This window comes from Streptomyces sp. NPDC050264 (assembly GCF_040655895.1).
In the GTDB taxonomy this organism is placed as follows: domain Bacteria; phylum Actinomycetota; class Actinomycetes; order Streptomycetales; family Streptomycetaceae; genus Streptomyces.
Genome location: NZ_JBFAKV010000007.1, coordinates 93,272 through 114,523, shown reverse-complemented (window position 1 = coordinate 114,523; position 21,252 = coordinate 93,272). Strand labels below are relative to the sequence as shown.

General features: G+C 73.2%; 22 protein-coding genes. 6 read left to right on the top strand and 16 right to left on the bottom strand.

Annotation, left to right across the window (positions count from 1 at the left end; translation table 11 throughout):
* Positions 1-48: 48 nt before the first annotated feature.
* Together AB0J02_RS14465 and hisI are read right to left on the bottom strand one after the other, a co-directional pair.
* Entirely contained in the window at positions 49-1,545 is a 1,497-nt protein-coding gene (locus tag AB0J02_RS14465; protein ID WP_363193969.1) for an anthranilate synthase component I, read from the bottom strand.
* Between the two features lie 72 nt (positions 1,546-1,617).
* Positions 1,618-1,992: a phosphoribosyl-AMP cyclohydrolase gene (hisI, locus tag AB0J02_RS14460; RefSeq protein ID WP_363193968.1), complete on the bottom strand. Its 375-nt coding sequence runs from the start codon at positions 1,990-1,992 to the stop codon at positions 1,618-1,620.
* An 83-nt stretch (positions 1,993-2,075) separates the two neighbouring features.
* Between hisI and AB0J02_RS14455 the strand changes: the two genes are divergently transcribed.
* On the top strand, positions 2,076-2,711 hold the full coding sequence (locus AB0J02_RS14455; RefSeq protein WP_363193967.1) for a TIGR03085 family metal-binding protein: 636 nt from the start codon (positions 2,076-2,078) through the stop codon (positions 2,709-2,711).
* Here AB0J02_RS14455 and AB0J02_RS14450 read toward each other — a convergent pair.
* From AB0J02_RS14450 to hisD, 13 genes are all read right to left on the bottom strand, one after another.
* A complete protein-coding gene (locus tag AB0J02_RS14450; RefSeq protein WP_363193966.1) occupies positions 2,674-3,966 on the bottom strand; it encodes an MFS transporter in 1,293 nt (430 codons plus the stop codon). The two genes, AB0J02_RS14455 and AB0J02_RS14450, sit on opposite strands and share 38 nt — an antisense overlap.
* Before the next feature lie 11 nt (positions 3,967-3,977).
* Entirely contained in the window at positions 3,978-4,568 is a 591-nt protein-coding gene (locus AB0J02_RS14445) for a helix-turn-helix domain-containing protein (protein ID WP_363193965.1), read from the bottom strand.
* Positions 4,569-4,642: 74 nt separating this feature from the next.
* Positions 4,643-5,884, bottom strand: a complete 1,242-nt coding sequence (locus AB0J02_RS14440; RefSeq protein ID WP_363193964.1) for a helix-turn-helix domain-containing protein — start codon at positions 5,882-5,884, stop codon at positions 4,643-4,645.
* Between the two features lie 140 nt (positions 5,885-6,024).
* Positions 6,025-7,989, bottom strand: a complete 1,965-nt coding sequence (locus AB0J02_RS14435; protein ID WP_363193963.1) for a helix-turn-helix transcriptional regulator — start codon at positions 7,987-7,989, stop codon at positions 6,025-6,027.
* Between the two features lie 118 nt (positions 7,990-8,107).
* A complete protein-coding gene (locus tag AB0J02_RS14430) occupies positions 8,108-8,983 on the bottom strand; it encodes an alpha/beta hydrolase (protein ID WP_363194245.1) in 876 nt (291 codons plus the stop codon).
* A gap of 214 nt (positions 8,984-9,197) precedes the next feature.
* On the bottom strand, positions 9,198-9,953 hold the full coding sequence (gene hisF / locus AB0J02_RS14425) for an imidazole glycerol phosphate synthase subunit HisF (protein ID WP_363193962.1): 756 nt from the start codon (positions 9,951-9,953) through the stop codon (positions 9,198-9,200).
* Positions 9,950-10,375: a RidA family protein gene (locus tag AB0J02_RS14420; RefSeq protein WP_363193961.1), complete on the bottom strand. Its 426-nt coding sequence runs from the start codon at positions 10,373-10,375 to the stop codon at positions 9,950-9,952. The genes hisF and AB0J02_RS14420 overlap by 4 nt, the downstream gene beginning before the upstream one ends.
* Complete coding sequence (gene priA / locus AB0J02_RS14415) at positions 10,372-11,097, bottom strand: bifunctional 1-(5-phosphoribosyl)-5-((5-phosphoribosylamino)methylideneamino)imidazole-4-carboxamide isomerase/phosphoribosylanthranilate isomerase PriA (protein ID WP_363194244.1); 726 nt, start codon at positions 11,095-11,097, stop codon at positions 10,372-10,374. Before priA ends, AB0J02_RS14420 begins: the two co-directional genes overlap by 4 nt.
* Positions 11,098-11,102: 5 nt before the next feature.
* Entirely contained in the window at positions 11,103-11,750 is a 648-nt protein-coding gene (hisH, locus tag AB0J02_RS14410; RefSeq protein ID WP_363193960.1) for an imidazole glycerol phosphate synthase subunit HisH, read from the bottom strand.
* Between the two features lie 2 nt (positions 11,751-11,752).
* Positions 11,753-11,917: a hypothetical protein gene (locus tag AB0J02_RS14405; protein ID WP_363193959.1), complete on the bottom strand. Its 165-nt coding sequence runs from the start codon at positions 11,915-11,917 to the stop codon at positions 11,753-11,755.
* A 2-nt stretch (positions 11,918-11,919) separates the two neighbouring features.
* Positions 11,920-12,513, bottom strand: a complete 594-nt coding sequence (hisB, locus tag AB0J02_RS14400) for an imidazoleglycerol-phosphate dehydratase HisB (protein WP_324768309.1) — start codon at positions 12,511-12,513, stop codon at positions 11,920-11,922.
* Complete coding sequence (locus AB0J02_RS14395) at positions 12,510-13,628, bottom strand: histidinol-phosphate transaminase (RefSeq protein ID WP_363193958.1); 1,119 nt, start codon at positions 13,626-13,628, stop codon at positions 12,510-12,512. Before AB0J02_RS14395 ends, hisB begins: the two co-directional genes overlap by 4 nt.
* Positions 13,625-14,950: a histidinol dehydrogenase gene (gene hisD / locus AB0J02_RS14390; RefSeq protein ID WP_363193957.1), complete on the bottom strand. Its 1,326-nt coding sequence runs from the start codon at positions 14,948-14,950 to the stop codon at positions 13,625-13,627. Before hisD ends, AB0J02_RS14395 begins: the two co-directional genes overlap by 4 nt.
* Before the next feature lie 262 nt (positions 14,951-15,212).
* Between hisD and AB0J02_RS14385 the strand changes: the two genes are divergently transcribed.
* The 5 genes from AB0J02_RS14385 to AB0J02_RS14365 all read left to right on the top strand — a co-directional run bounded on the left by AB0J02_RS14385 (position 15,213) and on the right by AB0J02_RS14365 (position 20,526).
* Positions 15,213-16,787 carry an oxidoreductase gene (locus tag AB0J02_RS14385; protein WP_363194243.1) on the top strand — a complete coding sequence of 525 codons (1,575 nt, stop codon included), beginning with the start codon at positions 15,213-15,215 and terminating at the stop codon, positions 16,785-16,787.
* 160 nt (positions 16,788-16,947) lie between these two features.
* On the top strand, positions 16,948-17,952 hold the full coding sequence (locus AB0J02_RS14380; protein WP_363193956.1) for a hypothetical protein: 1,005 nt from the start codon (positions 16,948-16,950) through the stop codon (positions 17,950-17,952).
* 11 nt (positions 17,953-17,963) lie between these two features.
* On the top strand, positions 17,964-18,749 hold the full coding sequence (locus AB0J02_RS14375) for an LON peptidase substrate-binding domain-containing protein (protein ID WP_363193955.1): 786 nt from the start codon (positions 17,964-17,966) through the stop codon (positions 18,747-18,749).
* 17 nt (positions 18,750-18,766) lie between these two features.
* Positions 18,767-19,270, top strand: a complete 504-nt coding sequence (ybaK, locus tag AB0J02_RS14370) for a Cys-tRNA(Pro) deacylase (RefSeq protein WP_363193954.1) — start codon at positions 18,767-18,769, stop codon at positions 19,268-19,270.
* A 314-nt stretch (positions 19,271-19,584) separates the two neighbouring features.
* Complete coding sequence (locus AB0J02_RS14365) at positions 19,585-20,526, top strand: dihydrodipicolinate synthase family protein (protein WP_363194242.1); 942 nt, start codon at positions 19,585-19,587, stop codon at positions 20,524-20,526.
* A gap of 14 nt (positions 20,527-20,540) precedes the next feature.
* On the opposite strand, the gene AB0J02_RS14360 is transcribed toward AB0J02_RS14365, so the two are convergent.
* Positions 20,541-21,221 carry a DUF2567 domain-containing protein gene (locus tag AB0J02_RS14360; RefSeq protein ID WP_363193953.1) on the bottom strand — a complete coding sequence of 227 codons (681 nt, stop codon included), beginning with the start codon at positions 21,219-21,221 and terminating at the stop codon, positions 20,541-20,543.
* Positions 21,222-21,252 lie beyond the last annotated feature (31 nt).

The following is a 21,252-nucleotide window of genomic DNA, read 5'->3' as shown; positions in this document are numbered from 1 at the left end:
ATCGCCTGTCCGTACAGGTGTGTGTGCCCCGGGGGCGGGAGGCGTGGGTCACTTCACACCGGTGCCCGCGGTGCCCAGGCGGTTCGCGGTGTGCACGGCGCGCAGCACCGCGGCGGCCTTGTTGCGGCACTCGGTGTCCTCGGCGACCGGGTCCGAATCGGCGACGACGCCCGCGCCGGCCTGGACGTATGCCGTGCCGCCGCGCAGCAGCGCGGTGCGGATGGCGATGGCGGTGTCGGAGTCGCCCGCGAAGTCGAGGTAGCCGACGCAGCCGCCGTACAGGCCGCGCCGGGACGGCTCCAGTTCGTCGATGATCTGCATCGCGCGGGGCTTGGGGGCGCCGGAGAGGGTGCCGGCGGGGAAGCAGGCGGTGAGGACGTCGAAGGCGGTGCGGCCGCCGGCGACCTGGCCGGTCACGGTCGAGACGATGTGCATGACGTGGGAGTACTTCTCGACGGACATGAAGTCGACGACCTCGACGGAGCCGGGTTCGCAGACCCGGCCGAGGTCGTTGCGCCCGAGGTCGACGAGCATGAGGTGCTCGGCGCGCTCCTTGGGGTCGGCGAGCAGTTCGTCGGCGAGTGCCTGGTCGTGCTGCGGGGTGGTGCCGCGCGGCCGGGTCCCGGCGATGGGGTGGACCATGGCGCGGCCGTCCTCGACCTTGACGAGGGCCTCGGGGGAGGAGCCGACGACGTCGAATCCGTCGAAGCGGAAGAGGTACATGTACGGGGACGGGTTGGTGGCCCGCAGGACCCGGTACACGTCCAACGCGCTTGCGGTACAAGGGGTTTCGAACCGCTGGGAGGGCACGACCTGGAAGGCCTCGCCCGCTCTGATCCGCTCCTTGATGTCGTCGACGGCCTCCTGGTACTGCTCGCCGCCCCACAGCGCGGTGAAGTCCGGGAGTTCGGACTGCGGGAGCGCGGCCGGGGCGCTGTGCACCGGCTTGCCGAGGTCGGCCTCCATGGCGTCGAGGCGGGCCACTGCGTCGGCGTAGGCCTCGTCGACGCCCGTGTCGAGGTCGTTGTGGTTGATCGCGTTGGCGATGAGCAGGACGGACCCGTCCCAGTGGTCGAGCACGGCGAGGTCGCTGGTGAGCAGCATCGTCAGCTCGGGCAGGTTCAGGTCGTCCCGCTCCCCCGGGCCGATCTTCTCCAGCCGGCGCACGATGTCGTAGCCGAGATAGCCGACCATGCCGCCGGTGAACGGCGGGAGCCCTTCGTAGCGCGGGGTGTGCAGCGCCTCGATGGTGGCGCGCAGGGCGACGAGGGGGTCACCGTCGGTGGGGACGCCGACAGGCGGGGTGCCCAGCCAGTGGGCCTGCCCGTCACGGGCGGTCAGGGTGCCGGCCGAGTGGACGCCGACGAACGAGTACCGGGACCAGGACCGCCCGTTCTCCGCGGACTCCAGGAGGAACGTGCCGGGCCGCTCTGCGGCGAGCTTGCGATAGAGACCGACGGGTGTGTCGCCGTCCGCGAGGAGCTTGCGGCTGACGGGGATCACTCGGCGGTCGGTCGCGAGCTTGCGGAAGGTCTCGAGATCCATAGGAGGAGCTTAGGTGTTGCGGCCTCTCCCCCAATGACCCCCGCGAGGCGGAAGGGAAGTGCAGACAGGCCCTTAGGCGGAAGGGGCCGTGACCGGCAGTTGGTCGGCGTCGAAGCAGGTCCGGGCGCCGGTGTGGCAGGCGGCGCCCACCTGGTCGACCTTGACGAGGACGGTGTCCGCGTCGCAGTCCAGGGCGACGGACTTCACGTGCTGGAAGTGTCCCGAGGTGTCGCCCTTGACCCAGTACTCCTGGCGGCTGCGCGACCAGTACGTGCAGCGGCCCGTGGTCAGGGTGCGGTGCAGCGCCTCGTCGTCCATCCAGCCGAGCATCAGCACCTCGCCGGTGTCGTACTGCTGGGCGATGGCGGGGACGAGGCCGTCAGCGCTGCGCTTGAGGCGGGCGGCGACGGCCGGGTCGAGATTGCTGGGCTGGGGCGAGCTGGTCATACGTGCCATTGTGCCGCGCTCCCGTCCCGGGTCCGCGGGGCGTCCACTGTCCGGACGGGGCGGGCGGCCGTAGGCTGGCGGTCATGTCGACCCATGCCAAGCGTGAACGGCTTCTCCTCGCCGATCTGTTGGAGGCGGCGGGCCCTGAGGCCCCCACTCTGTGCGAGGGCTGGACCGCCCGCGACCTCGCGGCGCACGTCGTGGTGCGCGAGCGCCGCCCCGATGCCGCCGGCGGCACCCTCGTCAAACAGCTCGCCTCCCGCCTGGAGCGGGTGCAGGGCGAGTTCGCCGAGAAGCCGCACGAGGAACTGATCCAGCTGATCCGGACGGGGCCGCCGCGCTTCTCGCCGTTCTCCCTCAAGCAGATCGACGAGGCGGCGAACGTGGTCGAGTTCTACGTCCATGCCGAGGACGTGCGGCGCGCGCAGGCCGACTGGTCGCCGCGCGAGCTCGACCCGGTCTTCTCCGACGTGCTGTGGTCCCGCGTGGAGCGGATGGCCCGGATGATGGGCCGCAAGGCGCCGGTCGGCCTGGTGCTGCGCCGCCCGGACGGCCAGACGGCGGTCGCGCACCGCGGGGCGCCCGTGGTGACGGTCACCGGGGAACCCTCGGAGCTGCTGATGTACGCGTTCGGCCGGCAGGACGCGGCGAACGTGGAGCTGGAGGGCGACAAGGCGGCCATCACCCAGCTGAGCGAGACGAAGGCGCTGGGCTTGTAGGACTCGGGTTCCAGGCGAGTTCGGCCCTGCGCAGGGGCCGGGAGCAGAGGGCGACGGCGCCGCCCAGCGCGCAGACGCACGCGCAGACGCCGAACACGGCTCCCGTGCCCCACAGCTCGACGGCCCAGCCGACGACGGGGAACGTGAGCGGGGCGACGCCGAAGCTGACCAGGGCGGCGGCGGAGGTGACCCGGCCCACGTAGGCGGGGCCCGCGTGGCTCTGGAGCAGCGCCCCGCTGACGGTCCCGGCGAGCCCGAGGGACAGGCCGACGGCGCCCGCCACGCACGCCGCGCCCGGCACGGACGGCACCTGGGCGAGCAGCGCGATCGCCACCGAGCCGGACACGGTCACCGCGCCGGTGACGAGCCCGGCGCGGGGCACCCGTCCGCGGACGGTGACCAGGAGTGCGGCGGCCCCGGCGCCGATGCCGAATCCGGCGAGCACCCAGCCCATTCCGGTCGAGCCCCAGCCGCGCTCGCGTGCGAGGAGCGTGAGGCCGAGGTTCATCGGGCCGACGAAGCCCAGGTCGCCGAGGGCGATGGTGAGGACGAGGGGCCGCAGGACCGGGTCGTGGGCGATGTGCCGCAGTCCGTCCCGCAGCTCCGCCACGACGGCGCCGCGCTCCTGGCGGTCCGCCTGCGGCACCTTTCCCGCCCGCACGGTGAACAGCAGCGGCACCGACACCCCGATGAGCAGCGCGGCGCCGCCGAACGCCCCGGCGGTGCCGCCGAGGGCGATGCCGAGGCCGCCGAGCGGTCCGCCGAGCACGTTGGCGAGCAGGGTCGCGAGGGCGCGCAGGCCCTGGACGCGGGCGAGTTGGCCGCGTTCGGCGATGCGGGCGGGCAGGGCGCCCGCGGCGGGCAGGAAGACGGCGTCGACGATCCCGAAGACGACGGCGATGGAGCCGAGGGCCCAGAGTCCCGGGCCGGCCGCGAGCAGCAGCGCGGCCGCGGCGACGACGAGCACCCCGCGCACGACGCTGCCGGCGAGGACGACGCGGCGCGGCCCGTACCGGTCGGCGACGACACCGCCGCCGAGCATGAGGACGGCGCGCGGCACGGCGCTGACGGCGGTGACGATGCCCGCCTGGGCGGGTGTGCCCTGCTGTACGGCGGCCCAGGACAGGGCGAAGTAGTAGAGGTTGTCGCCGATGGCGGACGAGGTGTAGGCGGTCAGCCAGCGCAGTACGTTGCCGTCGCGGTGCGCGGGTATCGCGGCCTCGATGGGCTTGCCGCGCACCGCGGTTGATGTCACGGGGTCCGCCCTCAGTTCCGGAAGGGGAACGCGTAGGTGTGCACCGCGACGTTCTCCCGGCCGTCGGTGTCACCGGCGGCGTCGGCGGCCCGGCCCTGTTCCTCGTAGCGTCGCAGCAGGGCGCGCATCTCGCCCACCAGCTCGGTGAGTTCGGGCACGGTCAGCCGCATCATGGACTCGGACGACTCGTGGGCGCCGGCCCAGGCGTCCTCCCAGGCGATGCGCTGGTCGAGGAAGCGCCGGTACATGTCGGCGCGCTGCTCGAAGAAGAGCCGGCTGGCCGCGGTGTGCGCGGCGGCCTTCTCGGGGGCGTCCCGGAAATCCGCGTCCCGGATCGTCACGCCGTCGGACGCGGGCTGCCACCAGCGCTCGCGGCCGTCGGCGCGCTGCGGCTCCGCCTCCTCGATGAGCCCGTGCTCGGCGAGTTTGCGCAGGTGGTAGCTGACGAGCGCGACGGCCTCGTCGATCTCGTCGGCGAGCTGCGAGGCGGTGGCGACGCGGCGCAGGCTCAGCTCTCGGTAGAGCCTGCTGCGCACGGGGTGGGCGAGGGCCTTGAGCGTGCCCAGGTCGGTGATGCGGCGGTCTCTCTCCTTGCCTGCCATGACTCCCACGGTAGATACGAAAGAAAAGTTGCGCAATAATTATTGCGGACTTTCCGCAGGAAAAATTGCGGGACTCAGGCCTGGGGGCGCAGCCGGTGCGCGTGCAGCGCCAGGCAGAGTTCGACGAGGTCGGCCGGGCGGGTCAGGCTCCGGCCGGTGAGCTGCTCGCAGCGGCGCAGCCGGTTGAGGACGGTGTTGCGGTGGCAGTAGAGGCGGGCGGCGGCGCGCTGCGCGGAGCCGTCGCAGTCCAGCCAGGCGGTCAGGGTGTCGAGCAGCAGCGCCCGGTCGGCGGGCGGCAGGGCGCGCAGCGGGCCGAGCACACGGTCGACGAGGAGGCCGCCGAGCGCGGGGGCCCCGGCCACGAGGGCGGCGGGCAGTTCGTCGTCGAGGAGGACGGTGCCGCCGTCCGCGGGGCAGATCCGCAGGGCGGTCTCGGCGAGGCGGCGGGCACCGCCGACGGCGGCGAGGCCCTCCACGGCGGAGCTGACGCCGACCCGGATGCCGGTCCCGCGGTATGCCAACGCACGCCATTGCGCGGCGAGTTGACGCACGTCGCGGTCCCCCAGCGCGACGATGCCGCGCTCGGCGTCGGGCCCCGGGTGCCAGACGGCCCCGGTCCCGTAGGCCGCGGGCGCCGCGCCATGCCCGCCGGCCACGAGCACCACCGCGTACCGGCCGCGCTCGGGCAGGCCCAGCGCGGCCGCGGCCTCGGGCAGGTCGGCGATGCGGGTGGCGCCGTCCAGCAGGGCCGCGGCCGTCAGACGGCGCCGGTTCTCGCGGCGCCAGGTCAGTTCGTGCTCCGCCCGGCGGTAGGACTCGGCGACGCAGGCGCAGTGTTCGTCGACGAATCCGCGTACGTCCGCGGCGAGATGGACGAGCAGATGCGCGTCCCGCGGGTGGTGCCGGGTCACCTCGTCGACGAGCGCCTGCCAGACCAGGGCGCCGCCGAGCCGGAAGGCGTGCAGCAGGGCGTCCAGCGGGAGGCCGCGCGCCGCGCGTTCGGCACCGATCCGGGCGGAGCAGGCACGGGCGGCCTCGCGGGAGCGGGCGGGGTCGAGCAGGGAGGCGATGCTGTGCCGCAGCGAGCGCCGCACCTCCCGCCGTACGTCGTCGGGGTCGGCGTCGATCTCAACCCGGTACGCCGGTTCGTTGGCGTGCAGTTCGGCCATCAACCGGTCGGCGAGCAGGGGCAGTTGCCCCATGAGGGGCAGGGCGGCGCGGCGCAGCACGGCGACCGCGTCGGACCCGGCGGGGGCGGTGGCGTGGGCGGTGGCGGTCCGGGGACGGGGGCGGGGACGTACGAGGTGCGCGGGCATCACGGTCCTCCTCGGGTCGGCTCGTGCCGGGGCGCGCCTGAGCCGCCCGGAGCCCGAAGAATGACATACCGTCTGGTCGGTCTCCAGCCCTCGGAGATAACGACCCAACGACACTGTGATGCGGGAGTGTGCGACGGGGCTCAGGAGTGAGCGACGGGGCCTTCGGCGCGGTCCACCAGACGGGCCAGTTCGACGCGGGAGCGGACACCCAGCTGCGCGAAGACGTTGCGCAGGTGGTGGTCGACGGTGCGCGGGCTCACCGAGAGGCGCCGCGCGACCTCGCGGTTGGTGGCCCCCTCCGCGACACAGTGCGCGATACGCAGCTGCTGTGGCGTCAACTCGGCCAGTCTGCCCGGGGGTTCGCCATGCCCCAGGGCCTCCCCGGTGGCGCGCAGTTCGGCGGCCGTCCGGGCGGCCCAGACGGTGGCGCCGCACCGCTCGAAGGCGACGAGGGCGTCCCGCAGCAGCACCCGGGCGTGGGCGGGGCGGCGGGCGCGGCGCAGCCACCTGCCGTGCAGATCGGCGGTACGGGCCCGTTCGAAGTCGCCGCCGGTCCGGTCGTGGCGGGCCAGGGCCTCGGTGAAGCGGGCGTCCGCGCGGACCGGGTCGCCGGCCGCCAGCAGGGCTTGGCAGCGCGCCAGTTGGGCCTGCGCCTGCGGGTCGTACCCGCGCTCGGCCCAGACCGCGAACTCCACGAGGGCGGCCCGCGCCCCGTCCGGGTCACCGGCCAGCGCCGACGCCTCCACGAAGCACGGCACGGCGAGCATCCGGACCGCGAAGTGCCCGCACCGCGGCCCCGGCAGCACGAGCGGTCCGAGCCGGGCCGCCGCCTCGGCCGCCCTGCCGCGGCCCAGGTCGGCGCGGGCCAGGGCCCATTGGGCGAGCGTGGCGGCCTGGACGAGACCGTGCCGGGCCGCGATGTCCTGCGCGGCTCCCGCCTGCCGGGCGACGGCGTCGGCGGCGCTGTCGAGGGAGGCGACCAGGGCCAGGATCGCGTGCAGGTGGGCGAGGACGTTGCGCTGCCCCCCGACGCGTGCGGCCCGCACCCCCTCCTCGGCATGGGCGCGGGCGCGGGCGTGCCGCCCGGCGCGCAGTTCGCCGTACGCGAGCAGCTCCAGGGCCCGGGGCAGCTCAGGGCCCGCGTCCAGGGCGCGGGCCGCGGCGAGGGCCCGGCTGCCGAGGCGACAGGCGGCCTCGACCTCCCCGGCGACGAGGGCGGCGGCGCCGGCCCGCAGCAGGGCGTCCGGCGCGCCCGCCTCGGCCGCCTCGGCGACGACTCGGCGCAGCACGGCCCGGCCCGCCGCGTAACGGTCACCGAGGGCGGCCGCCATCCCGAGCCCGAAGTCGCGGGCGCCGACGGTTCCGGCCCGCGATGCGCCCACGGCCTCCCGGTACGCCCCGGCGTCCCCGAGCGCCCACGCCGCCTCCGCGGCGGCGAGCCGGGCGCCGAGCGCCCGCTCCCCGGGGCAGAGCCGGGCGGCGAGCAGAAGCGAGGCGCGGGCGTCGGCCACCGGGCCGTCGCGCAGCGCGAGCAGCCCGCGCACCAGGGCGGCGCTCCCCCGCACCTCGTCCGGCGGCATCAACTCGCCCACCCGGTCGAGCAGTTCGCGGGACCGGTGCGGACGGCCCGCCAGGCGGGCCTGGTCCGCCGCGGCGACGAGCCGCTCCGCGCGGACCGCCGGGTCCGGGGTGAGGGCCGCCGCGTGGGCGAGGGCCGTGGCGCGCTCCCCGTGCGAGGGGCCCGACAGCTGTGCCGCGGCGGCCAGTTCGGCGCCGGTCCCGCTGTCCGGGTACGGCGTCGAAAGCGCCCGGTGCAGCAGGCCCGCCGCCCGCTGCCGCTCCCCCGCGGCGGCCTCGGCCAGCAGACGGTGCGCGGCCCTGCGGTGCGCGGGCCGCGCCGCCTCGTACACGGCGCGCCTGCCGGGCAGCCGCAGCCTGCCGTCCGGGCACCGCTCCAGGCCCGCGCGCTCGGCGGCGTCCAGGGCGTCCGCGCCGAGTCCGGCGGCCGCCGCGGCCCGCAGCACGAGGCCGCTGTCCACGCGCGGCCCCTCGGGGTCGCTCTCGTAGGCGGCTGCGGCCAGCAACAGGACATGTCTCGCGCTCACTTACGTCACCGTACGAGCGAACCGCCGCACGCGCAGCGCCGGTTGGGAACTGACCCAACCGGCGCCGGCCGACACTGTGCCCCCGCACAGTGCCTCGATACGTCGAGACGTCAGAACGTCACGACGTGTGCGGGCAGTTGCCCCGGTACTCCGCGATCGTGAGGCTCGCCGCGGGCAACGGGCAGAGGAACTGCTCGTACCGGGTGTCGTTGTCGATGAACCGCTTCAGCCACGAGATGCTGTACTTCGCGATCGTGGTGTTGGACGAGTTCGGCGTGAAGTGGGTGGCTCCCCTGAGTTCCAGGTACGCCTTGTCGAGCGAGCTCGGCAGGCTCGTGTAGAACGGCTCGGAGTGGGTGGCGACCGGGGCGACGGTGTCACCGTCCGCGCCCACGACCAGCGTCGGCGTCGTGACCTCGGGCCAGGTCTTGTCGAGGTTCCAGCCGGTGAGCGGGATCGCCGCCTGCAGCGAGGGCCTGCTCTTGGCGGCTTCGAGAGTGCCGCCGCCGCCCATCGAGTGCCCCATGACGCCGAGCCTGCTGGTGTCGATGCGGTTGCGCACCGAGCTCGTCTGCGTCAAGTAGTCCAGGGCGGCGAGGAGTTGGCGGCCCCGGCTGTCGGGCTGGTCGAGCGTGGTGTTCGTGTCGATGGTGAAGACGACGAAGCCCTGCGAGGCCAGGCGCGGGCCCAGCCAGGCGATGGACGACTGGTACGCGGTGTAGCCCGGGGAGATGGCGATGGCCCCGAACGTGCCGTCGGCCGTGGACGACGGGTAGTAGATGGTGCCGCCGCCGAACCCTGAGACGCTCAGGGAGGACACGGAGGTCTGCGAGACGGCGTACGAGCCGCGCGCCGCCTCGATGCTGGACACGGTGGGGGCGGGTCCGCGTTCGTAGGGGTTGTCGGCGGCGTGGGCGGTCACTGCCTGCGAGGTGGCGAGGCCGCCGATGGTGAGCAGGGCGGCAAGTCCCGCACGGATCAGCCGGGTTCGCATCTTCTGCACGATGCGTTCCTCTCGGGGGGGGGAGGGTGGCGCCCGTCCCTGAGCGCCACCGTGGTCACTGACAGCCACCACGGTGGGGTTCGACCCGCCCCTTGCGCATCGGCGAAATCACCGGTTCCCCGCGCCCCGGGCCTGAGATGCCGCACGCGGTGCGCATCTCAGGGGCGCGGGGAAGTGCGCGACCGGCCACGACGGCGCGGCAGCGCTACCGCACCGGGTGGCCGGCCTCCCGCAACGACCCCTTGACCTCACCGATGCGCAGGTCACCGAAGTGGAAGACGGACGCGGCCAGCACCGCGTCGGCCCCCGCCGCGACCGCCGGCGCGAAGTGCTCCAGGCGCCCCGCACCCCCCGACGCGATCACCGGGACGGACACGTGCTTGCGGACCGCCTCGATCATCTCCAGGTCGTAGCCGTCCTTCGTGCCGTCCGCGTCCATCGAGTTGAGCAGGATCTCGCCCGCTCCCAACTCCGCGGCCCGGTGCGCCCATTCGATCGCGTCGATACCTGCGGAGCGGCGCCCGCCGTGCGTCGTGACCTCGAATCCGCCGGACTCGGTGCGCCGCGCGTCCACGGACAGCACGATCACCTGCCGCCCGAACCGCTCCGCGATCTCTTGGATCAGCTCGGGCCGGGCGATGGCGGCGGTGTTCACGCCGACCTTGTCCGCACCGGCGCGCAGCAGCTTGTCCACGTCGTCGGCGGTGCGTACGCCGCCGCCGACCGTGAGCGGGATGAAGACCTGCTCGGCGGTGCGGCGCACCACGTCGTACGTGGTCTCGCGGTTGCCGGAGGAGGCGGTGATGTCCAGGAACGTCAGCTCGTCCGCGCCCTCGGCGTCGTACACCTTCGCCATCTCGACGGGGTCGCCCGCGTCGCGCAGGTTCTGGAAGTTGACGCCCTTGACGACGCGGCCGTTGTCGACGTCGAGGCAGGGAATGACCCGTACGGCGAGGCTCACTGTGCTTCTCCTGCCTGCGGTGCTCCTGCGCGCGGGCGGAACGCCTCGACCTCCACCTCGACGACCAGGCTGGGGTCGATGAAGCCGGAGACGATGATCATCGACGCGGCGGGGCGGACGGCGTCGAACAGCTCCTTGTGGGCGCGGCCCACGTCGTCCACGTCGCGGGCGTGGGTGAGGTACATGCGGGTGCGCACCACGTGCTCACGGCCGAGGCCGATGGCCTTGAGCGCGTCGAAGGCGACCTGGAAGGCGTTCACCGTCTGCTCGTAGGGCGTGCCCGCGTCGATCACGCCGTTGACCACGGACGTGCAGCCGGACACGAGCACGAGCCCAGTCGGCAGCTCTACCGCGCGGGAGTACCCGATGGTCTCCTCGAACGGGGCGCCGGAGGCGAACCGCTGCACCTCGTCGGAGGTCATGCCGAGACCGCCTTCAGCGCGTCTTCCAGCGTGAACGCCTCGGCGTACAGCGCCTTGCCCACGATGGAGCCCTCGACGCCCAGCGGGACCAGCTCGGCGATGGCGCGCAGGTCGTCGAGGGACGACACGCCGCCCGACGCCACGACCGGGCGGTCGGTGGCCGCGCACACGGTGCGCAGCAGCTCCAGGTTCGGGCCCTGGAGCGTGCCGTCCTTGGCGATGTCCGTGACGACGTAGCGGGCACAGCCCTCGGAGTTGAGGCGCTCCAGCGTCTCGTAGAGGTCGCCGCCGTCGCGGGTCCAGCCGCGGCCGCGCAGCGTCGTACCGCGCACGTCGAGGCCGACCGCGATCTTGTCGCCGTGCTCGGCGATGACCTTGGCGACCCACTCGGGGGTCTCCAGGGCGGCGGTGCCGAGGTTCACGCGGGTGCAGCCGGTGGCGAGCGCGGCGGCCAGGGTGTCGTCGTCGCGGATGCCGCCGGAGAGCTCCACCTTGATGTCCATCGCCTCGGTGACCTCGCGGATCAGGGCGCGGTTGTCGCCGGTGCCGAACGCGGCGTCCAGGTCGACCAGGTGCAGCCACTCGGCGCCGGAGGACTGCCAGGCGAGGGCGGCCTCCAGCGGGGAGCCGTAGGAGGTCTCGCTGCCGGACTCGCCGTGCACGAGGCGGACGGCCTGCCCGTCGCGGACGTCGACGGCGGGGAGGAGTTCAAGCTTGTTCACACTGGTCACAGCGTTCCGATCCAGTTCTTCAGCAGCTGGGCTCCGGCGTCGCCGGACTTCTCGGGGTGGAACTGCGTGGCCCACAGCGCACCGTTCTCGACGGCGGCCACGAACGGCTCGCCGTGGGTGGCCCAGGTGACCTGGGGGGCGCGGAGGTGCGGGTTGTGCACTTCCAGCTCCCAGTTCTGGACGGCGTAGGAGTGCACGAAGTAGTACCGCTCGTCGGCGTCGAGGCCGGCGAACAGGCGGCTGTCCTGCGGCGCGCGGACGGTGTTCCAGCCCATGTGCGGCACGATGTCGGCCTTCAGCGGTTCGACGGCGCCGGGCCACTCGTCGAGGCCCTCGCTCTCGACGCCGTGCTCGATGCCGCGTGCGAAGAGGATCTGCATGCCGACGCAGATGCCCATGACCGGGCGCCCGCCGGCGAGGCGGCGGCCGACGATCCAGTCGCCGCGCGCCTCGGTGAGCCCCTTCATACAGGCGGCGAACGCGCCGACGCCGGGCACGAGCAGCCCGTCCGCGTTCATGGCCTTGTCGTAGTCGCGGGTGATCTCGACGTCGGCGCCCGCGCGGGCGAGGGCGCGCTCGGCGGACCGGACGTTCCCGAAGCCGTAGTCGAAGACGACCACGTTCTTGTTCGTGGAGAGGGTCATGGTCAGTTCCAGTAGTCGAGCCGCAGCACACCCGCGACCAGGCACATGGCGGCGCTGATCGAGAGCAGGGTGATGAGGCTCTTGCCCATGCCCTGCTTGGCGAACGAGTAGACGCCGCCGAGCAGGAACAGGCCGACGAGGATGAGGACGGTCGCGAGGCCGTTCATGGCTAGAGGGCACCCTTCGTGGAGGGGAGGATGCCGGCGGCGCGCGGGTCACGCTCGGAGGCGTAGCGCAGCGCTCGCGCGAGGGCCTTGAACTGGCACTCCACGATGTGGTGCGCGTTGCGCCCGTACGGCACGTGGACGTGCAGGGCGATCTGCGCCTGGGCGACGAACGACTCCAGGATGTGCCGGGTCATCGTCGTGTCGTACTCGCCGATCATCGGCGCCATCTTCTCGGGCTCGGTGTGCACGAGGTACGGGCGGCCGGAGAGGTCCACGGTGACCTGGGCGAGGGACTCGTCCAGGGGGACGGTGCAGTTGCCGAAGCGGTAGATGCCGACCTTGTCGCCGAGCGCCTGCTTGAAGGCGGCGCCGAGCGCGAGGGCGGTGTCCTCGATGGTGTGGTGCGAGTCGATGTGCAGGTCGCCCTCGGTCTTGACCGTGAGGTCGAAGAGGCCGTGGCGGCCGAGCTGGTCGAGCATGTGGTCGTAGAAGCCGACCCCGGTCGCCACCTCGACCTTGCCCGTCCCGTCCAGGTCGATCTCGACGAGGACCGAGGTCTCCTTGGTCGTACGCTCCACGCGTCCGATGCGGCTCATGCGCCACGCTCCTGAGTGTTCATTTGGGCCTTCTTCACTTCGCGGGCCGCGTCCAGGAACGCGTCGTTCTCTTCGGGGGTGCCGACGGACACCCGCAGCCGTCCGGGCACCCCGTTGTCACGGATGAGGACACCGCGGTCGAGGACGAACTGCCAGACCGCGTGGGGGTCTTCGAAGACGCCGAACTGGATGAAGTTGGCGTCGGCGACGGTGACGTCGAAGCCGAGGGCCTCCAACTCGGCGACCACGCGGTCGCGTTCGTCCTTCAGCTGCTCGACGTAGCCGAGCAGGGTGTCGGTGTACTCCAGGGCGGCGAGCGCCGTGGCCTGATTGACGGCCGACAAGTGGTAGGGCAGGCGCACCAGTTGGACGGCGTCGACCACCGCCGGGTCGGCGGCGAGGTAGCCGAGGCGCAGTCCGGCGGCGCCGAACGCCTTCGACATCGTCCGTGAGATGACGAGGTTCGGGCGGCCCTCGATCAGCGGCAGCAGCGAGTCGCCGTGGCTGAACTCGGTGTAGGCCTCGTCGACGATCACCATGGCGTCCCGGCCGGCCGCCTCGTACAGCGCGAGGACGTCCTCGGCCGCGACCGCGTTGCCGGTGGGGTTGTTGGGGCTGGTGATGAAGACGACGTGCGGCTTGTGCGTCCGGATCGCCTCGATCGCAGCGGGCACGTCGAGGGCGAAGTCGGCGGTGCGCGGGGCGCTGATCCAGCCGGTGTTGGTGCCGCGGGCGAGCAGCGGGTGCATGGAGTACGAGGGCTCGAAGCCGAGGGCCGTGCGGCCCGGGCCGCCGAACGCCTGGAGCAGTTGTTGCAGCACCTCGTTCGACCCGTTGGCCGCCCAGACCTGCGCGACGTCGACCTGGTGGCCGGTCGTGCGGGTCAGGTACGCGGCGAGTTCGGTCCGCAGCTCGACCGCGTCCCGGTCCGGGTAGCGGTTGAGGTTCCGGGCGGCCTCGGCGACCCGCTCGGCGATCCGCGCGACGAGCGGCTCGGGCAGCGGGTACGGGTTCTCGTTCGTGTTCAGCCGGACGGGAACGTCCAACTGGGGTGCTCCGTAAGGGGACTTGCCGCGCAGCTCGTCCCGTACGGGAAGGTCGTCGATGCCGGTCACGAGGTCTTCGGAACCTTCCACTCGAAGCGGGCCTTGACGGCGGCGCCGTGCGCGGGCAGGTCCTCGGCCTCGGCCAGCGTCACCACGTGGTGGGCGACCTCGGCGAGGGCGTCCCTCGTGTAGTCGACGATGTGGATGCCGCGCAGGAAGGACTGGACGGACAGGCCCGAGGAGTGGCAGGCGCAGCCGCCGGTCGGCAGCACGTGGTTGGACCCGGCCGCGTAGTCACCGAGGGAGACCGGGGCCCAGGGGCCGACGAAGACGGCGCCCGCGTTCTTGACGCGCTGGGCGGTCTCCGAGGCGTCCGCGGTCTGGATCTCCAGGTGCTCGGCGCCGTACGCGTCGACCACCTTCAGCCCGTCGTCGAGCGAGTCGACGAGGACGATCGCGGACTGCCGGCCCCGGAGCGCGGGCACGATCCGGTCCTCGACGTGCTTGGTGGCGGCGACCTGCGGCTCCAGCTCCTTCTCGACCGCGTCGGCGAGCCCGGCCGAGTCGGTGACCAGCACGGCCGCGGCCAGCGGGTCGTGCTCGGCCTGGCTGATCAGGTCGGCGGCGACGTGCACCGGGTCGGCGGTGTCGTCCGCGAGCACCGCGATCTCGGTGGGCCCCGCCTCGGCGTCGATGCCGATCAGGCCCGTGAAGTAGCGCTTGGCGGCGGCGACCCAGATGTTGCCGGGGCCGGTCACCATGTTTGCCGCGGGGCAGGACTCGGTGCCGTACGCGTACATCGCGACGGCCGTGGCACCGCCGACCGCGTAGACCTCGTCGATGCCCAGCAGGGCGCAGGCGGCGAGGATCGTCGGGTGCGGCAGCCCGCCGAACTCCTTCTGCGGCGGCGAGGCGAGGGCGATCGAGGGGACGCCCGCTTCCTGCGCCGGCACCGCGTTCATGATCACGGAGGACGGGTAGACCGACCGGCCGCCGGGCGCGTACAGGCCGACCCGCTCGACCGGGATCCACTTCTCGGTGACGGAGCCGCCGGGTACGACCTGCGTGGTGTGGCTGGTACGGCGCTGTTCGCGGTGGACGATCCGGGCCCGGCGGATGGACTCCTCCAGGGCCGCGCGGACGGCGGGCTCCAGCTCGGCCAGGGCCTCGGCCAGGGCTTCGGCGGGCACCCGCACGGACTCCTGCCGCACCCCGTCGAACTTCTCCGCGTAGTCGATCAGCGCCGCGTCGCCACGATGATGCACGTCCTCGCAGATCGGCCGCACCTTCTCCAGGGCGGCCGTGACGTCGAAGTCGGCACGGGGCAGCAGCGAGCGCAGGGCCTGACCCTCGGGGAGGGTGGCGCCGCGCAGATCGATTCGAGAGATCACGGAGCAATTCTCTCAGACTCGCGTTCAGCGCCGGTGGCCCGTATCAGTGACTGATACATGTCCGGTTTCAGCCGTTGTCACGGCACCGGAAGACGACCTTCACCACTAGCGTTCAGACGGTCACCCAGCGGGCATGAACGGTTGTACGAAACCCGCGAGTAGCAGGTGGTCGAGGTGGCCGTGGTGACCAGGGGCCGCACAAGTCGTACGGGTTGCATGAGTTGCGCGGGTTGTACGGGGAGGAAGAACAGTAGTGGTCGACGTGACGACCGGCAGCGGCAGCGGAGATGTGCCGGACGGCCTGAGCGCCGCGGAAGTGGGCATGTGGCTGGCGTTTCGCAACGGCAGCGTCCTCGACCTGCGCAGTGGGAACTCGACGGTGGACGATCCGCACGGCGGCCACGCCTGGGGGCCCGAGCGCAGCGTGCGGGCGCGGATCGTGGCCTGGCTGCTGCTCAGCGGGCCGCCCGCCCTCTCCGGCCGGGTGTCGTCGCTCAAGCTCCACGGTGTGCAGATCACGGACGTGCTCGACCTCGCGGGCGGCACGATCGTCCCGTACCTCGAACTGAAGCAGTGCCGTTTCGAGAAGGAGGTGCTGCTGCCGGAGGCGCACTTCACGACGGTGCGGCTCGTCGACTGCTCGGTGCCGCGTCTGGAGGGCGCCCGGGTGCACACCGAGGGCGATCTGCATCTGCCGCGCTGCCGGTTCCACAACGGCGTCCGCCTGACCGACGCGCACATCGGCACCGACCTCCTGCTCAACCAGGCCGTCGTGTTCCGCGACCGGCTCGGCAAATCGCTGATGGCGGACGGTCTGTCGGTCGGCCAGGACCTTCAGGCCGAGATGGTCGAGACGCACGGAGAGGTCAGTCTGCGCGGTGCCACGATCGGCGTCTCGCTCTCGCTGCGCGGCAGCCGGCTGAGCAACACCCGGGGACGGCACGCCCTGAACGCCCCGCAGATGACGGTCGAGCGCACGCTCTACCTGACCCCGGCAGGCCTCGGCAATCCGTTCCAGACCGGCGGCGCCACGCCCGCGCGCGGCACCCGGGTCCAGCGCTTCGCCTGCATCGGCGGCGTCCGGCTCGACGACGGACGGTTCGGCGACGCGGTCGACCTGGACGCGGCGCGCTTCACGCTGGAGAACGACCAGGAGATCTCGCTGCGCCGCATCCAAGCCCCTGAACTGCGCTTCCTCGGAGACAGGCCGGCGCGCGGGCGGGTCGTGCTCTCCGGCGCGAAGATCGTCAACCTGATCGACAAGGCGGCGAGCTGGCCCGGGCCCGGCCAGCTGCGCATGGGCGGATTCACGTACGAGAACCTGATCCCGTTCGGCCCGTTCCCGCTCACCCAGCGCATCGACTGGCTCGCCGCGGCGACACCCGAGTACAACCCGGAGCCGTACGAACGGCTCGCCACCGTGCTGCGCAACAGCGGCGAGGACGCCGACGCCCGCGAGGTGCTCCTCGCCAAGCAGCGGCGCCGCCGCGAAACGCTGCCGCCCGCGGCGAAGGTGTGGGGCTACCTCCAGGACTGGACAGTGGCCTACGGGTACCGGCCGGGCCGGGCCGCGGTCTGGATGGCGGTGCTCTGGGCGGTCGGCGCGTTCGCCTTCCGGTACGCCTCGCATCCGCCGATCCAGCCGGGGCAGGGCCCGCACTGGGACTCGGCCCTGTTCGCCCTCGACCTCCTCCTGCCGGTGATCGACCTCGGCCAGTCCGCCAGCTGGCAGCTGCGGGGCGGCTGGCAATGGGCGGCCGCGATCATGGTGATCCTCGGCTGGATCCTGGCGACGACGGTGGCGGCGGGCGCGACACGGCTGCTGCGCCGCAACTGACGGCGGCCCGCCGAAAGCCCTGAATCACACCTGCTGCAGGCTTCGACGCCTGCCCGCCGAAAGCTTTACCACTTCCCAGGCAACCTTCGGCCCTCCTTACTCGTCATCCCAGCGCAGCCACCGTTTTCCGTTTCCGTTCCCGCACGCAGAGGAGGCCCCCGTGCCGTTCCTGCGTGCCTTCCTACGGACCGCCCGCATGATCCGCCACACCGGGCCCCTGGCCGCGGGCCTGCCGCCGGACGACGAGGTCCTGCTCGACGCCCCGGACGAGCGCCTCGCCCCCGCTCTGGTCGCCGCCGGGGCCGGGGAGTACGGCCCCGCCGCCAAGGTCCTCGCCCACACCCGCGAAGCGGCCGAATGGGAGAACCGCGACCGCTACGTGCTGCGCCTCGCCGCGTTCGCCGCCTCCCGCACCGAATGGTTCGACTCCTGGCAGGCCGCGTCCCCGCACGACCCGGACCTGCTCCTCGTCAAGGCCCAGCTGGCGGTGGACCGGGCCTTCGAATCCCCGGCCCGCGCCGAGCTGCTCCGCGACGTCACCCCGCTGGTCCTGGCCGCCGCCGAGGCCGACCCCCGCGACCCGGTCCCCTGGCGCGTGGCCCTCGACCACGCCCGCGGCACGAACGCCCCGCACACCGTCTTCGAGGAGGTGTGGGTCCAGGCGGTACGCCGCTCACCGCACCACTACGGCTGCCATGTCGCCGCGCTGCGGTACCTGTCGGCCGCCTGGTACGGCTCGCACACGGAGTGCTTCGACTTCGCCGAGCGTGCCGCACAGGACGCCCTGCCCGCCTCCCTCCTCCAGGCCCTGCCGGCCCGCGCGGCCCTCGCGTACCTGACGACACGGGCCCCGCAGGGCGTCCCGCGCGCCCGCCTCGACGCGGCCGCCGACCTCGCGATCGGGCTCTCCCGTACGTACGGGAGAGCCGACCCCTGGCCCGCCGAGGTGCGCAATCTGCTGGCCTGCGTCCTGATCCAGCTGGAGCGCTGGCCGGACGCCCTGGAACAGCTGCGGCTGCTCGGCCCGTACGCGACGTCGTTCCCCTGGGACCGGCTCTCGGACGATCCGCTCGGCCGGTTCCTGGAGCTGCGGGACGGGGTGCGCCTGGAGGTCGCGGCCACGCTGCCGCTGCGCGGCGGGCCGCCCGGCTCCGGCGCCCATTAGGCTTGAGCGTCGTGACCACCGTCCGGCTTCCGCTCTTCCCGCTCAACTCGGTGCTGTTCCCGGGACTCGTTCTCCCGCTGAACGTCTTCGAGGAGCGTTACCGCGCCCTGATGCGCGACCTGCTGAAGGCCTCCCCCGCCGACCCGACCGACCCCGACGCCGATCCGGCCGTCTCCGACGAACCGCGCCAGTTCGTCGTCGTCGCGATCCGCGACGGCCACGAGGTCGCGCCGGCGTCGTCCGGCATGCCGGACGACATCACCACCAAGGAGGCGGGCGCGGGTCCCGCGGCCGGCTTCGGCGACGACCCCGCGACGGCGTTCCACGCGATGGGCTGCATCGCGGACGCGGCGACGATCCGCGAGCGCGCCGACGGCAGCTTCGAGGTCCTGGCCACCGGCACCCGCCGGGTGAAGCTGCACTCGGTGGACGCCTCGGGCCCCTATCTGACCGCCGAGGTCGAAGAGCTGCCCGAGGAGGACGGCGACGAGGCCGGCGCCCTCGCGGAGGGCGTGCTGCGGGCGTTCCGCTCGTACCAGAAGCGGCTGGCCGGTGCCCGCGAGCGGTCCCTGACGACGGGCGCGGAGCTGCCCGACGAGCCGTCGGTGGTGTCGTACCTGGTGGCGGCGGCCGCGGTGCTGGACGTGCCGACCAAGCAGCGCCTGCTGCAGGCCCCGGACGCGGCGTCCCGGCTGCGCGACGAACTGAAGCTGCTGCGCGCCGAGACGGCGATCATCCGGCACCTCCCCTCGCTGCCCGCGACGGAACTGACGAGACAGGCGACCAGCCTCAACTGACGGTAGGGATCGGCACGTTGGCGAAGAAGGCCAAGAAGCAGCAGCAGTCCGCAGGCACCCCCGCGACGGTGGCGCTCACCGCCGCGGGGACGAACTTCACGGTCCACTCCTACGACCACGACCCCGCGCACCCGTCGTACGGCGAGGAGGCCGCCGAGGCGATGGGCGTCTCCCCCGACCGGGTCTTCAAGACGCTCGTCGCGGATGTCGACGGCAAGCTGACCGTCGCGGTCGTCCCGGTGGCGGGGCAGCTCGACCTCAAGGCACTGGCCGCCGCGGTCGGCGGCAAGCGCGCCGCCATGGCCGACCCGGCGCTCGCCGAGCGCACCACCGGATACGTGCGGGGCGGGATCTCGCCGCTGGGCCAGCGCAAGAAGCTGCCCACGGTCGTCGACTCCTCGGCCGGGCAGCACCCGACGATCTGTGTCTCCGCGGGGCGCCGCGGCCTCGAAGTCGAGCTGGCCCCGGGCGACTTGGCAGCACTCACCGACGCCGTACTCGCTCCCGTCGGGCGTGCGTGACCCCTCGACGCGCCGCGCCGCTTCGGCTAAGCACCAAGGACATGTCGAAGAAGACGCGCAAACGCAAGTGGCGGATCAAGAAGGGCAAGTCCAACCACGGGCGCCGGCCCGCCTGACGACCGGCGACGGCCCAACAGGCCGCGGTGGCCGCCACGTTCCTGATGTGGCGGTCCTGCCGCCGCACCCTTGACACCGCTGTGGCGGGTGCCGCACTGTCACCCCCACCCAGGACATCCCACGTCCTGCCCACCGAGTTGCCGCTCGCCGACTGCCCGCCTGCTGTCGCCTGCCCCTCGCACCGGGAGACCACCGCCATGCCTCTCCGCGCCCCTTTCCCCGCCCCGTTCCGCGGTGTCGTCCCGCCCCTGGTCACGCCGCTCACGCCGGAGGGCGAGGTGGACATCGCGTCGGTGCGCCGCCTGGTCGGGCATCTCATCGGCGCCGGGGTGCACGGCCTGTTCCTGCTGGGCTCCAGCGGCGAGGCGCCCTATCTCACGGACCTTCAGCGGCGCACCGCCCTGGAGGCCGCGGTCGAGGCGGCGGCCGGACGCGTCCCCGTGCTCGCCGGCGTCATCGAGACGACGACCGCGCGGGTCCTGGACCGGGCGAAGGACGCGGTGAAGGCGGGCGCGGACGCCCTCGTGGCGACCGCGCCGTTCTACACGCGCACGCACCCGGCCGAGGTCGCCGACCACTTCAGGCGACTGCGCGCCGGTGCGGACCTGCCCGTGTTCGCGTACGACATCCCGTCCGCGGTGCACAGCAAGCTGAGCCGCGACACGGTCCTCGCCCTGGCCGCCGACGGCACGCTCGCCGGGCTCAAGGACTCCAGCGGCGACGAGGGCTCCCTGCGCCGCCTGCTCCCCCCGCTGCGCGCGGCCGCGCCCGCCTTCTCGGTGCTCACCGGTTCCGAACTCACGGTGGACGGCGCCCTGCTGGCCGGCGTCGACGGCGTCGTCCCGGGCCTCGGAAATGTGGACGCCCACGGTTACGTACGTCTCTACGAAGCCGCCCGGGCCGGCGACTGGGACGCCGCCCGGCGTGCACAGGACCGGCTCGCCGCGCTGTTCGCGATCGTCGACGCCGGCGACCCGGCCCGGATGGGCGGCTCGTCCTCGGCGCTCGGCGCGTTCAAGGCGGCCGTCCATTTGCTGGGCGTCATCGACTGCCCGGCGACCGCGGCCCCCCAGGTCCCGCTGAGCGAGGCCGAGTTCGGTCACGTACGCCGCCTGCTGACCGAGGCGGGGCTGCTGTAGCCGGCGGGCCGCGCTCAGGCCCCGGGCGTACTCTCCGCGTTCCGCGGCGGGTGATCGTAGTAACCGGCGTACGGGTCGGGGTCCCGGGGCCCGAACAGGCCGGTCAGCGCGAGGTGGACCACCATCGCGGCCAGCGGCCACGCGAGCAGCGCCCCCTTGGCCTTGAGCTCCAGGGGCGCGTCGAAGACGACCCCCTTGCCGAGCTCCTTGGCGTGCGCGGCGACGTCCTGCGCGGGGCCGAGCCAGATCCCGAACCGCCAGGCGAGCACCCCGCCGAGCAGGCTGCCCAGCGTGAGCCCCACGACGAGGGGGATGCCCCCGCGCTTGCGCCACAGGAAGACGACGGCCGCGGTGACGACACCGAACGCGAGCCCGAGCAGGGTGAACGTTCCGTCGACACCGATGGCCTGCTCGCCCTCGGTGTCCTTGAGGTAGACCGCCGTACTGTCCGACACGAGCGGGATCCGCGGCGCGAGCCACAGCCACAGGGCTCCGAGGAGCAGCCCCACGACGGCGACGCCCACCGTCACGACGGCGGCCTCGCGCAACTCGGTCCGCAGCCCGGGCCCCTCGTCCGAAGGAGCGGGCGGCGCGGGAGGCAGATGCCCGGTCATCGGATCGGGGGCCTGCCACGGGTCACTGTGCCCGTTGTTGTGCGGGGGCTGATGGGGCGGCGGCGTCAGCGGTGCGGTCACACTGCCATCGTGCCAGGCGTCCCCGGCGGGC

Bases quoted from the DNA above. Each gene is read 5' to 3' on its own strand.
- AB0J02_RS14465 (WP_363193969.1), bottom strand. From the start codon at position 1,545: ATGGATCTCGAGACCTTCCGCAAGCTCGCGACCGACCGCCGAGTGATC.
- hisI (WP_363193968.1), bottom strand. From the start codon at position 1,992: ATGACCAGCTCGCCCCAGCCCAGCAATCTCGACCCGGCCGTCGCCGCC.
- AB0J02_RS14455 (WP_363193967.1), top strand. From the start codon at position 2,076: ATGTCGACCCATGCCAAGCGTGAACGGCTTCTCCTCGCCGATCTGTTG.
- AB0J02_RS14445 (WP_363193965.1), bottom strand. From the start codon at position 4,568: ATGGCAGGCAAGGAGAGAGACCGCCGCATCACCGACCTGGGCACGCTC.
- AB0J02_RS14440 (WP_363193964.1), bottom strand. From the start codon at position 5,884: ATGCCCGCGCACCTCGTACGTCCCCGCCCCCGTCCCCGGACCGCCACC.
- AB0J02_RS14430 (WP_363194245.1), bottom strand. From the start codon at position 8,983: ATGCGAACCCGGCTGATCCGTGCGGGACTTGCCGCCCTGCTCACCATC.
- AB0J02_RS14420 (WP_363193961.1), bottom strand. From the start codon at position 10,375: ATGACCTCCGACGAGGTGCAGCGGTTCGCCTCCGGCGCCCCGTTCGAG.
- hisH (WP_363193960.1), bottom strand. From the start codon at position 11,750: ATGACCCTCTCCACGAACAAGAACGTGGTCGTCTTCGACTACGGCTTC.
- AB0J02_RS14405 (WP_363193959.1), bottom strand. From the start codon at position 11,917: ATGAACGGCCTCGCGACCGTCCTCATCCTCGTCGGCCTGTTCCTGCTC.
- hisB (WP_324768309.1), bottom strand. From the start codon at position 12,513: ATGAGCCGCATCGGACGCGTGGAGCGTACGACCAAGGAGACCTCGGTC.
- AB0J02_RS14365 (WP_363194242.1), top strand. From the start codon at position 19,585: ATGCCTCTCCGCGCCCCTTTCCCCGCCCCGTTCCGCGGTGTCGTCCCG.